The following is a 13,032-nucleotide window of genomic DNA, read 5'->3' as shown; positions in this document are numbered from 1 at the left end:
CTACATCTTATAAATTTGTTAAGATATCATCATTACTTGGCTCTTTTCTTTAAATTAGGCGATCAAATTCACACAAATGAAAACATTTTTTACCGCTACCCTACTTGTATTATCTACCATTTTAACCGCACAAACAGATCAACGTATTTATGATATCATTAATGCAGTCTCTGCAGATAGGATTGAAACCGATATCAAAAAATTAGCAAATTTCGGAACTCGTAATACATTTAGTGATACTATTTCTCAAACACGAGGTATTGGAGCAGCCCGAAGGTGGATCAAAACAGAATTTGAGAAAATCTCTACCGATTGTAAAAACTGTTTAGATGTATTTTATCAAAAAGATTTTGTTACTAAAGATATGGGATCCAGAGTACCTCATGATGCCTGGGTTGTAAATGTAGTAGCTATACAAAAAGGAACAAAGTATCCTAATCGTTATATTATTATGAGTGGAGATATCGATTCTAGAGCCAGTGATACTATGGATTTTACTACCGATGCTCCTGGTGCTAATGATAATGCTAGCGGGATGGCAGGAACCATTGAAGCCGCACGGGTATTATCAAAATACACTTTTGAGAACAGTATTATTTATGTTGGATTGTCTGGAGAAGAACAAGGTCTCTTTGGTGGTGGTGGATTAGCAAAATACGCTAAAAACAAAGGCTGGGATATTATAGGAATCCTTAATAATGATATGATTGGAAATATTAAAGGAGTAGACGGAGTTATTGATAATCGAGCTTTTAGAATATTTTCTGAACCTACCAATCTTACCGATGACGAAAAAACAGTAAGACGTAGACGTTTTTATGGTGGAGAAGTTGATGGAATTTCACGTCAATTGGCCAGATATATCCATAAAAATGTAAAAACTTATATGCCAGAAATGAACCCAATGATGATTTATCGATTAGATCGTTTTGGTCGTGGTGGGCATCACAGACCATTTAATGATTTAGGCTACGCCGGAATTCGAATTATGGAAGCGCATGAAAATTACACACAACAACATCAAAACATTCGTGAGGAAAACGGAATCAAATACGGAGATGTTGTAGAACATGTTAATTTTGACTATGCTGCAAAACTCACCGCAGTTAATGCTATAAATTTAGCAAGTATTGCGTGGGCTCCTCCTGCCCCATCCGAAGTAAAAATAGGTGGTATTGTAGAGCCTTCAGCAAAATTTAAATGGAAAAAAACCAATGACCCTAACATCAAAGGTTACAAAATATACTGGCGAGATACGACTTCTCCCACCTGGGATCATAGCCGTTTTGTAGGAAATGTAGACAATTTTGTTTTAGATGGCATTGTTATTGACAATTTCTTCTTCGGAATAGCCACTGTCGGAAAAAACGGTCATGAGAGTCCAGTTGTATTTCCATCAGAAACTTTTAGATAAAGTACAGAAAAGAGTCTGCTAATAATTTCGAAACTAATACAAAATTGATTATTATGCGAATTCTACTGATCCAACGGTTAGACATTAAGTATAATTATCGAGAAATAAACATACCATAGATGAAAACATTCTATACTATAGTCTTTAGCATTTTAAGCCTTACGCTACTATCTGCGCAAGAATCACAATTTACCAGGCAAGATTCATTACGAGGATCAATAACTCCAGAAAGAGCTTGGTGGGATTTAACCTATTACCATCTTGATATTGCTGTAGATCCGGATAAAAAAACTATTTCAGGAAAAAATACAATTCATTATAAAGTGTTGAAAGAGCATAACGTAATGCAAATCGATCTACAACCGCCTTTAAAAATAGAAAAAGTACTTCAGAATAATAAACCGTTACAAGTAACATCTGAAGGAAATGCTCATTTTATAACACTATCAACAGCACAAAAAGAAAATAGCAAAAATGCAATAGAAGTATACTATAGCGGTAAGCCTCGTGAAGCCGTTCGGGCACCATGGGATGGTGGCATTTCATGGAAAAAAGATCAAAATGGGAAACATTTTGTAGCTTCCTCATGCCAGGGATTAGGAGCCAGTGTTTGGTGGCCCAACAAAGATCATATGTATGATGAAGTAGATAGTTTACTAATTAGTGTTAATGTACCATCTACCCTTATGAATGTATCTAATGGTCGATTGCGTAAAACAGAAAAACATGACAATGATACCAAAACATATCATTGGTTCGTAAGTAATCCAATCAATAACTATGGTGTAAATATCAATATCGGAGATTATGTGCATTTTGGAGAACAATATGAAGGTGAAAAAGGTAAACTCGATATGGATTATTATGTATTAAGAGACAATCTGGAAAAAGCAAAAAAACAATTTAAAGATGCCCCAAAGATGATGAAAGCCTTTGAACATTGGTTTGGTCCTTACCCATTTTATGAAGATAGTTTTAAACTGGTTGAAGTACCTTATCTGGGGATGGAACATCAAAGCTCTGTCACTTATGGAAACAAATATATAAATGGATATCTTGGTAATGACCTTTCTGGGTCAGGATGGGGATTGAAATTTGATTTTATTATTATTCACGAATCTGGTCATGAATGGTTTGCTAATAACATCACCTATAAGGATGCTGCAGATATGTGGATTCATGAAGGTTTTACAGCATATTCTGAAAGTCTTTTTCTTGATTATCATTATGGAAAAAAGGCCGCTGCAGAATATGTAATAGGTACCAGAAAAAAAATACAAAATGATTCTCCAATTATAGGTACATATAACGTAAATAATGAAGGGTCAAGTGATATGTACCTTAAGGGATCAAACATGTTACACACACTTAGGCAACTTATAGAAGATGATGAAAAATGGAGGTCTGTCCTTAGAGGGCTTAATTCTACATTTTATCATAAAACAGTCACAACAAAACAGATCGAAGATTATATTAGCAAAGAAACCAACATCGATTTAACTCAGTTTTTTGATCAATATCTAAGAACTATAAAAGTACCTGTTCTCGAATATAATTTTAAAGACGGCAAATTAAAATATCGTTATAACAATATCGTAGATAAATTTGATATGCCTGTACGTCTCTTTATAGATGGTAATCCAGAATGGATACAGCCTAATGCTAATTGGCAAACAAAAGATGTTAAAGGAAATAAGCTTACTGTAGATCCCAATTTTTACGTAAATGTAAAAGAACTATAGTATTATAAAATGACATCTTACCTTATTCCCTTTACCGCTGCTTTTATATTAGGTGTATCTAAATCAGGGCTCAAAGGAATGGGGATTGTGGTTGTAACTCTAATGGCATTGGCACATGGTGCAAAAGCATCTACAGGAATACTACTGCCTCTTTTAATTTTTGCAGACGTTTTGGCTGTACTCTATTATAATCGACATGTCCGTTGGAAATATCTCTTCCAATTGCTCCCATGGATGATCGGTGGAGTTCTAATAGCTGTTTTCGTAGGAAAAGATCTTCCCGAATATATATTTAAGAAAGGAATGGCAGTCATTATCATTATCAGCGTTATCATCATGTTTTTTTGGGAACGATACGACAAAAAAAACATTCCTAATAAGCTTTGGTTTATTGGCACTACTGGATTTGCAGCAGGTTTCACTACAATGATTGGAAATCTGGCAGGAGCATTTACCAATATCTTTTTTATGGCAACCCGAATACCAAAAAATGAGTTTATCGGCACTGCAGCCTGGCTTTTTTTTATCATTAACCTGTTTAAACTACCTTTTCATATTTTTAGTTGGGATACCATAACTATTCAGTCGTTAACTGTGGAGTTATATTTGATTCCGGGAGTTATATTGGGATTCATTATTGGACTTAAAGTAGTAAAACAATTTAAAGATCACCAATACCGAAAATTTATTTTAATTATGACAGCAATTGGAGGGTTAGTTATTTTATTCAAGTAATCAATAGTAATATCAAATGATTCTTGGGGTATGATTGTTAGAATACTTTAAGTAAAAACCGCTGTTTTATTTAATCGGTTAATACCTGCATAGTTAAATTTTTAGTTAATTAATTCGATCTCTAAAAAATAACACTGCTAATTTGGTACATTTAGATATTAATCAAAATTAAATATATATCATGAAGAAAAAGCAATTAAAAAAACTTAAACTCAACAAAAACACAATTTCTAAGTTTAGTGCTCAAAAAATTAAAGGAGGTACTGGTACAGGGGATTGTGATTCTAGTATTGCTCCAAATTGCAACTTTGCTTGCGCAACAGGAACATGTATTTCGCATAGAAATGATTGTTAAATAAGATAAGCTATTTTTAAAGCTATAAAACAGCCAAATATTTAAATATTTGGCTGTTTTTATATAGTATATAATTAAAATGATTGTCAGTAATTTTAAATGTGTATGAGAATACAATTCTTTTGAATATTTTTAGCCTTTATAAAAGTTTCAAAAAACTAAATTTATAATGTTTCCAGAACTACAAACCGAAAGATTATTCCTAAGACAATTAAAAGAAAGTGATGACCAAGTGATTCTCTTTTTACGATCTAATGAAATCGTTAACACATTTGTAAAAAGACCTAAAACAAATACAACTGAAGAAGCTATTAGTTTTATCAACAAAATTAATAAAGGTATTGATCAGCAAGATTGGTTATTTTGGGGAATAACGGTAAAAAATAATCCCGAACTTATTGGTACTATCTGTCTGTGGAATTTCTCTGAAGACAAAAAAATAGCAGAAGTAGGCTACGATTTACATCCAGATTTTTATAAGCAAGGAATCATGAACGAAGCTCTGATAAGTATCCTAAATTATGGGTTTAAAACTTTGGAGTTAGATCATATAGAAGCTTTTACACATAAAAACAATGAGCCTTCAAAAAAACTACTCATGAGAAATAATTTCAATCATATTGAAGATAGAATAGATAGTGATAATCCAGATAATATTATTTTTTCTATTTCCAGAAACAAATAGTGTAAAATTATCTATTCAAAAAATATTTTTTTAGTAGTAACCAAAACCTATCCGTATTTTATATCATATATGATGATTAAATACTTTTGATAGGCTTTGGTTTCTAATTTAGTTAACATCTATTCTTTAAACAGGTAGTGTTAGTCTTTGTAAAATATTTTAGAGATGCTCTCTTCTTTAGATAGAGGGTATAATTTAATAATGTAGGCTCCTTTAGATAAAGTAGATACGTCTATACTATTCTCATTTTGTTTTTTATATTCACCTACTTTTTTACCATATATATCAAATATCATTATCACAAATTCTTGTCCGGCAACAGAGTTACTTATCTGTAATTGATCTTTTGCAGGACTAGGAAATATTTTTATATCCTGTAACCCTCTACTATTTTCATTAGGTGGCAATGAGGATTTCGCTCCATTCTGGCAATATGCTGCATTTTGATATGGTGTAATCGCAACGGTTTTATACACGGGAGGATTGTTGTAATACTCACTTATTTTTGTAGCTAACCACCGATCATCATCTCCATTAGTACCAATAGAACCTATTCCTGTGGTAGATCCTCCACCCCATAAAATTGCAAAAACATTCATATCTGCTAATCTTTGCAGATTAGAGGTTCCCCAATCATAACCATTATCCTTAGCCAAAAGCTCTCCAACCGTATTTGCATCATAATGAGGAAGTGCTGCTAACGATATATTTTTTAAATCTGGATGAATTTTATTTAGATTCGTTCCTATTCTACTATCTCCAAGAAAATAAGGAGCAGAACCCGAAGAATGATTAGCAATATCGAAATTAACAATATTTTCATCTGTAGTAGGGATATGCCCACCGGGGATTTGCCATAGCATAATAGGTACATTACCTACTCGTTCTGCTATTTCTTTACAAAAGATCAGATATTTATCCCAATGTCTGGCAGTCCATGCATAATTTTGTATTGCAGCCGGTCCAAAACAATCTCTTTCATATCGATCAAAAGCTATAAAGTCTGGTTTCCAATCTCCTGTATAAAGCTCAAGGCTATTCATAAAATCTGCTACTTCTATTGCTTCACTCACAGGATCATTAAACTCTCCTGCTTTTTCAAACACCCAACGGGCAGAACCAGCAGCCCACACATTTTGCTGATATCCAAAAGGTATTTTACATTCTCCGACGTGATGGATAAGGAAGTTAACCGATTGAAAATAACCTTTTAGGTTATCAGAAAAAGAAGGAAGTCCCGTAATACTTAAATTTTCATCTTCAAAAGCTCTTTTGATATCCTGATTAACCTCAACTCTCATCGTTCTGATATTATGATCATTTCCAAAAACGACATCTTGTTGAATAGCACCTATTAGATCTGGACTAATTACAAAAGCTCCGGGATTAGGATGATCGGTATCTTCATAGCTTAACATAACTTTAATTTCCTGAATCAAATTTCTATAATGAAAATATAGGTTCTGATTTTCAGACAAATCTTTTATTGCTTCCAAAGACCCTCCTCCACTAGCGTTGGCAGTGTAATGTACCATCACGGGAAGTATTTTTCTACCACCTTGATTATTTTCTAGTCTTCGTGCTTGCTCAATGGTATTCTTTGTAGGAGTCATATCAGGAATTTTACCTCTATCCCCTGCACCATCTAATCCAGAATATTTAAAAAGAACACTTAAAGGCGAGTTCTTAAAGTTATCGTCAAAAGAAGCCGCTGCATTTGTTATAGTTCCATGAGATAGGTATTCAGGAAACCCTTTAACAGTAAACTCATGCACAGAAGAAGCGGTAAAAGAAACAGCCAGAGTATTGCTACCTCCTGCTGCTACTGTAAGATTAGCAGTGTATTGTGGAGTATAAATTAGGTTATTAGCACTATCGGTATAGGCAGATATTGTAACACTATAGTTTCCTTCGAGAACCTGTGATATAGTAGTACTACCATTAGCAATCTGTGTGTTTTTACCTACACCGTTTATATCATTATTCTTAAGCGTAATTGCTGTAGAAACTCCGCTGGGAAGTCCAGATACATTAACAGTTACATTTTCTGTTCGGATAGTAGATTTAGTAAATCCTATTGCAATAGCGGTATTTGTTTCAGAAGGAGTAAATAATAAAGGTGATAATTCTGAATATGCACTGGTGTATTGAGTCATACCTACAACAAAATTATCTGCCCATATCTGGTATTGCTGATTTACTCTTAACGAAGAAGTTTTCGATGTAGTAATTGTTTCTGTGGATTGAGCATTAGAACTCATATTTTTATAGTTAACCACAACAGCATTAGTATCATTTCCTGTTACCGTAGTTGTTACATTTGTAAATAAAGAAGGAACTCCATCTTCTGTATAAAATCTAACAGAATCTGCAAGATCACTGTATGTTGATGTTACTGTTCTAAGATCAATTCTAAGTTTAAAACTTTCATTAGGAGATAAAATATGATCTACCCAGGATGCTTCAGGAAGTCCTATATTTAAGGAATTAATAAATTGATTTCCATCTTGTAGATGGGTCATAGTTACAGTTGGGTATGAAATACTTCCATTTGGTGTAAAATTTACAAGGCTTGGAGTACCATCCGATAAAAACTGAATTTTCGCATTTCTGGCATTAATACCGCTATTTCCCGTGTTTTTCATCTCTATATCAAGATAAACATCTCCCCAGGATTGTGGTAAAAATTCCATTTTTAATTGATAAGTTGCTGTAGGATTACTATAATCTCTAATAAATGTTTGGGAATACATACATAAAGTAAAGAGTAAGCATACGACGAATAAGAGTTTGTGTTTCATTGTTTACGTTTTAAATAAGTTGGATTAATATATATTGAGATTCCTTAAAAGATAGAAATAAGGAAAAGGTCTAAAAAACTAATTAGCTGAATGGCTCTAATTTGTAGATTTTCGGAGTGTTTTTTGAAACAAGAAGCAATTTACGATAGGAAAAAGAAAATAATTTTTAGTACATTAGATAGTATAAGGCGTGGTTAACAATGTATAAAAACTCTAGAAAGATGATCGTTATGATAATAGGTAGTATGGTAGTAATTAGTATAGTTACTCTTGTCTTCCTTTTGAGTAAAATTAAGCCAAGCCCTAATTGCATTTTTTATGAAAACTATATTCTAATAAAAGAATCACCTTATTCTGATGAGTTGAGTGATTATGAAATTATAAGAGAAGAACAAGAACTTAGGTTTAGAACCAAAGAAGGCTACTCTTTATTTATCATAAAATTAAATTCTAAAGAAAACCAGGAAGTAAAATTAATAGGGCTTGCCAGTTATGGTGCAAGAAATGTTGAATTTAATCGATACATCTGTAATTTGGTTGATCAAATCAATACTAAAACAAATACTAATTAAGTATATACTTCATACCAAGAGTTAGTAAGTTTTAATCGGATCATCTCTACATCATCGATTTTCGCGATTTTATCTTCAAATAAAAGTACACATACGGTATATGTACCTTTCGCCCCCTATTATTCTTCATTTCCCAGATGATAGCATATACATTTGTCTTGTAAAAAAATTCATTAATTAAAACTGAAGAACTATATGAAGCTTTTAAAAATCTCGTTATTAACACTCTTTTTGACTGTTAATTTTACATCCCTGAATGCGCAATCAAAGACAAAATCATATACCCTAAAAAAAGGGCACGTATTTGATATCATATTTCTGAATACCAAACCCGACACTAAACAAAAACTACAGCATTATTTTAAAACTGCATTTCCCGTTGCCGAAAAAATGGGATATCATAATTTACCGGGGATTGCAATAAAAGGAAGTCCGACTCAAGGTAATTATCATCCCGAAAGTATGATTTTTGGATATTGGGATACCCTTAATGGGCGAGAAAAATTCTTACAGGATATTCAAAAAATAATGCCTGATTTTCATGAAGAGAGAAGAAATATCTGGTCTACATTTGGTCTTACTTATTACGAATTAAAACAAGATCTTTCTTTTAGTATTAATCCTGAGAAATTTAATATTGTTACTGCGTATTGGCATAAAGACAAGTCGTCTTTTCAAAAATTTAAACAAAGATGGATACAAAAAATGAAAAAAGCAGGTGGTCAAACACAAGTTGAGTTTACAGAAGGTGCATCTCCTTTTGGATATAACTACAATCCAGATTATTTGGTTATTACCACCTGGGAAAATAAAGCCGCTTTTGAACAATTTTATAAAGAAAACCTAAAAATGGATCATAGTTCGGTGAAACATGTGAACCAGTTTCAGATTTAGTAACTATTTTAGACCTATAAAAAGCAGGTTATTAAATAACCTGCTTAATACATCATTATGCAAACACTTTTAAATCAACTTGTATATTTTGGTTATTTCCAGAGTTTATTTTTACTCTGTATTTATCTTTTTTCGCCAAAAAACAGAAAAAACATTAATGGATATGTTGCTTTTTTGGTTCTGGTTCTTATGATTGGTTTATCGGGGCGAGTCCTTTATATATCTGATATCTTTGGTAAAAACTTTCGGTTGATTGCATTTTCTGAGTTTGCAACACTATTATTTGGATCTACAATTTACTTGTTTACCAAATCTTCTTTATTAAACAAACGCTTTTCGTACCAGGATTTGTTACACTATCTCCCCGGGGTTTTCTATATCATTTTTGTTGTTTTTATGTTTATGCTTCCTACAGACGAAGTCATAGGAGCAAGAATTAAAAGTGGAGAATTATTTCGTACCATAACTATTTTTATAGGCATTGGATTGCTCTTCAATATCACATATTGGGTAATGAGTCTACAATTATTTCTTTCTTTTAGAAAAGAGTTACGTAACGAATTAAGTTATACTGTAAAAACTCAGTTTTTTCTTAATTTCCTAATCGCAATTGGTATTTGCTTGCTATCTTGGGTGGTTGTCTATTTCATTAGTATTTTTGGATTCGAAATGATAGAAAGAACAGCAAGAGAGACGATTTGGTTAAGTATTGCATTAATCATTCTTTTTATTGCTTATTACGGTATGATTTCTCCTGATCTGTTTAAAATCATCCCCAGTGGAGTTCAAAAAAAATATACGCAATCCAAATTATCCAAATCCGATCTTGATCAGTTACAAGCCAAATTAGATCGATTAATGGTAGAGAAAAAACCATATCTCAACAGAAAATTATTAAAAGCAGAACTTGCCGATATGCTAGGAGTAAGTAGCCCCGAAATAGCACGATTATTGAACGAAAATATCGGCATGAATTTCTTTGAATACATCAATTATCATCGGATTAAAGAATTTGTAGAATTAGCACAAACAGATAAAGCAAAAAACTTAACTTTTTTTGGGCTGGCGCAGGAAGCAGGTTTTAATTCTAAAACTACATTTAATAAGTCTTTCAAAAAATTGATGGGAACATCTCCAAAAGAATATTTTACTTCTCAGCAATAAAAAATTAATACTTATTGTTCGTTAATATTTAAGAAAACTTTCAAATTTAATTATTAGATATCTTATATTTTTAGAAGTAAAAATAAAAGGTCTTTATCATGAAATATATGTTTAAAATTGTTTTACTATGTTGTATCGGTTTACTTTCCTATCAAACAAATGCACAATCCAAACAAGATTCTCTGGATATTAAACAAGTAGCTCTTGATTATCTAGAAGCACAACACAATGTAAACCCTAAGCAGTTTGAACGTGCTGCTCATCCTAGAATGGTAAAAAGAACTTTTTGGAAAAACAAAGCTACAAACAAAGAATACCTTCGAGAAACGTTTACAGACTTTATGGTAATTCTCTCAGAGTTTTATAATAGTAACGGAGATAAGTTTCCCAAAAAACCAAAAAAAGAGGTTATTATATTAGATGTTTTTGATAAAACAGCTTCTGTAAAACTTATTGCCGATGAGTGGATTGATTATATGCATATTGTAAAAATAAACGGCACATGGAAAATTGTAAATGTCCTTTGGCAATTTAACGATTCTTCCAAACATTAATCTCTCTTCTTATATGTATATATTCAATAACTCTAATATCCTCTGTATGTTATCAACCAACTATTGACTAAGTTCTAACAGGTCTTTTGTATTTATTTTTATTTTTTTTATCCCACGTGTAACAATTCACAACTTTCTGCATCAAAGGGGAAAATCAAAATAGAAATACAATAAAAATAAAGACATGAAAACATTTAGAATTACCCTCTTAGCATTAGTTATCATTAACCTGGGATTTAGTCAAACATCGGCTATTACGACCAAAATAGTTGGACAAGGAAATCCTGTATTATTTTTACCAGGTTTTACTACTCCCGGATCGATATGGAACGATACTGTTGAACATTTAACTACAAAAAGTGAGGCTCATCTTATTTCCTACGCTGGTTTTAATGGTAACCCGCCTATTGCAATGCCATGGTATGATACCATTAAAAAAGAGTTGATCGTATATATTAAAGATAAAAACCTAACCAATGTAACAATTATAGGGCACAGTATGGGTGGAAATCTAGCTATTGATCTTGCTGCAGCACTACCCGATACAATTACCAGATTAGTTATTGTAGATTCTATCCCGTGTATGCGAGAATTAATGATGCCTGGTGTACCAGAAAGTCAAATACAATACGATAGTCCATATAACAAGCAAATGCTACAGGCAGAAGATACACAGTTTAAACAGACTGCTACCATGATGGCACAAAACATGACCAATAATAAAGATAAAGTAGATACTCTAATCAATTGGATTATGGAAGCTGATCGCGAAACCTATGTATATGGATATACCGATTTATTGAAGCTTGATTTAAGAAAAATTTTAAACAAAGTGACTGCAAAAACCTTAATTCTGGGAGCATCTTTTCCTTCTGTAGAAATTGCAAAGTCTAATTATGAAAAACAATATGCTACTTTAGCAAACAAATCTATCGAGATGGCTTCAAACAGCAGACACTTTATTATGTTTGATCAACCCGAATGGTTTTATACAACAGTAAACACTTTCCTCGCAAATGAGTAAAAAGAATCAACAGCTTTTTGAGACCGTATATCACCAGTGCTATCCTATGGTTCAGCAAATGTGTCTCGGTTTTATGAAAGGAGATATCGATATGGCTAATGATCTTTCGCAAGAAGTATTCATTAATATCTGGAATGCTCTCGAAAACTTTAAAGGGCAATCCACTCATAAAACCTGGGTGTATAGAATCACGGTAAATACATGCCTGCAATACATAAGAAAAGAAAAAAAGAAAAAGAGATTATCCTTTGATAAAATTGAACATGTACTGGTTGATGAGTCACAAAATCAAGATGCAGAACAAGAACAAGGGTTGTATATAGCTATAGGCCAATTAGAAGAACTGGATAGGTTAATCATTATGATGGTGTTAGAAGGACAGGACTATGAAACTATATCACATGTTTTAGGTATTAAACCCACCAATGTTAGAGTAAAAATTCACAGAATAAAGAAACGACTTAAAAAAATATTAGATCATGAGTAATGAATTTGATGATTTGCAACGTAAGTGGCAAAAAGGAAAAAAAGATATTGAGAGTAATTCTGGAGTATTAGAAGAGACACTATCTTCTATTACTTCGAAGAAAAATTCTAATACCCGTTTTCACTACGGAAATATCATAATACTATCAATCACAATAGTAGGAATATCTGCCTTTTTCTACTATATAGCTCCGGTAAAAGAAATACTTAGTAGAATTGGAGTAGCTTTAATGATAGGAGGATTACTACTACGAATACTAATTGAGTGTGGTAGTGTCTTAAAATCAAAAAAGATAGATATAATAGACGATGTCTTAAAAACAACCAATAATACAATAGCATTTTATAAGTTTAGAAAACGTATTCATGGACCAATCACGATCACTATTATTGCATTGTACACTATTGGTTTTTATATGATCACTCCAGAATTTAGCTTATACTTTACCACATGGCAAATGGTGTTGATCGACGTTTCCTATGTTATTGGTGCTATTATCTTTATTAAGTTCGTTAGAAGTAGTATTCAAAAAGAAATACGGACTCTTTTAGAAATTATCGAGTTAAAAAATAAAATCATTGAAGAAAACGAAGCATAAAAACCTT

13 protein-coding genes are annotated in these 13,032 nt (G+C 32.3%); 12 read left to right on the top strand and 1 reads right to left on the bottom strand.

Annotated elements, in window-relative coordinates:
- Positions 1 to 76: 76 nt before the first annotated feature.
- The 5 genes from NNL09_RS16480 (at position 77) to NNL09_RS16460 (ending at position 4,931) form a co-directional block, all read left to right on the top strand.
- Complete coding sequence (locus NNL09_RS16480) at positions 77 to 1,414, top strand: M28 family peptidase (RefSeq protein WP_025664833.1); 1,338 nt, start codon at positions 77 to 79, stop codon at positions 1,412 to 1,414.
- 119 nt (positions 1,415 to 1,533) lie between these two features.
- Positions 1,534 to 3,156 carry a M1 family metallopeptidase gene (locus tag NNL09_RS16475; protein ID WP_196909913.1) on the top strand — a complete coding sequence of 541 codons (1,623 nt, stop codon included), beginning with the start codon at positions 1,534 to 1,536 and terminating at the stop codon, positions 3,154 to 3,156.
- A gap of 9 nt (positions 3,157 to 3,165) precedes the next feature.
- Positions 3,166 to 3,891: a sulfite exporter TauE/SafE family protein gene (locus tag NNL09_RS16470; RefSeq protein ID WP_196909912.1), complete on the top strand. Its 726-nt coding sequence runs from the start codon at positions 3,166 to 3,168 to the stop codon at positions 3,889 to 3,891.
- Positions 3,892 to 4,072: 181 nt separating this feature from the next.
- Entirely contained in the window at positions 4,073 to 4,246 is a 174-nt protein-coding gene (locus tag NNL09_RS16465) for a hypothetical protein (protein ID WP_159025625.1), read from the top strand.
- A gap of 169 nt (positions 4,247 to 4,415) precedes the next feature.
- Positions 4,416 to 4,931: a GNAT family N-acetyltransferase gene (locus tag NNL09_RS16460; protein WP_025664830.1), complete on the top strand. Its 516-nt coding sequence runs from the start codon at positions 4,416 to 4,418 to the stop codon at positions 4,929 to 4,931.
- Between the two features lie 140 nt (positions 4,932 to 5,071).
- On the opposite strand, the gene NNL09_RS16455 is transcribed toward NNL09_RS16460, so the two are convergent.
- Positions 5,072 to 7,732, bottom strand: coding sequence for a T9SS type A sorting domain-containing protein (locus NNL09_RS16455; protein ID WP_196909911.1), 2,661 nt, complete (start codon positions 7,730 to 7,732; stop codon positions 5,072 to 5,074).
- A 221-nt stretch (positions 7,733 to 7,953) separates the two neighbouring features.
- Between NNL09_RS16455 and NNL09_RS16450 the strand changes: the two genes are divergently transcribed.
- From NNL09_RS16450 to NNL09_RS16420, 7 genes are all read left to right on the top strand, one after another.
- Positions 7,954 to 8,304: a hypothetical protein gene (locus NNL09_RS16450; protein ID WP_035095716.1), complete on the top strand. Its 351-nt coding sequence runs from the start codon at positions 7,954 to 7,956 to the stop codon at positions 8,302 to 8,304.
- Positions 8,305 to 8,499: 195 nt separating this feature from the next.
- Positions 8,500 to 9,198, top strand: coding sequence for a hypothetical protein (locus NNL09_RS16445; RefSeq protein ID WP_025664827.1), 699 nt, complete (start codon positions 8,500 to 8,502; stop codon positions 9,196 to 9,198).
- 57 nt (positions 9,199 to 9,255) lie between these two features.
- A complete protein-coding gene (locus tag NNL09_RS16440; RefSeq protein WP_025664826.1) occupies positions 9,256 to 10,362 on the top strand; it encodes a helix-turn-helix domain-containing protein in 1,107 nt (368 codons plus the stop codon).
- A gap of 98 nt (positions 10,363 to 10,460) precedes the next feature.
- Complete coding sequence (locus NNL09_RS16435) at positions 10,461 to 10,916, top strand: nuclear transport factor 2 family protein (RefSeq protein WP_025664824.1); 456 nt, start codon at positions 10,461 to 10,463, stop codon at positions 10,914 to 10,916.
- A 184-nt stretch (positions 10,917 to 11,100) separates the two neighbouring features.
- Entirely contained in the window at positions 11,101 to 11,940 is an 840-nt protein-coding gene (locus NNL09_RS16430; protein WP_196909910.1) for an alpha/beta fold hydrolase, read from the top strand.
- Positions 11,933 to 12,427, top strand: a complete 495-nt coding sequence (locus NNL09_RS16425; RefSeq protein ID WP_196909909.1) for an RNA polymerase sigma factor — start codon at positions 11,933 to 11,935, stop codon at positions 12,425 to 12,427. The genes NNL09_RS16430 and NNL09_RS16425 overlap by 8 nt, the downstream gene beginning before the upstream one ends.
- Positions 12,420 to 13,025, top strand: a complete 606-nt coding sequence (locus NNL09_RS16420; RefSeq protein ID WP_196909908.1) for a hypothetical protein — start codon at positions 12,420 to 12,422, stop codon at positions 13,023 to 13,025. The genes NNL09_RS16425 and NNL09_RS16420 overlap by 8 nt, the downstream gene beginning before the upstream one ends.
- Positions 13,026 to 13,032 lie beyond the last annotated feature (7 nt).

The sequence above is a fragment of the Aquimarina sp. EL_43 genome, assembly GCF_943422735.1.
In the GTDB taxonomy this organism is placed as follows: domain Bacteria; phylum Bacteroidota; class Bacteroidia; order Flavobacteriales; family Flavobacteriaceae; genus Aquimarina; species Aquimarina megaterium.
Note: the sequence above shows the minus strand (reverse complement) of the source record. Positions and strands in the feature narration are given on the sequence as shown.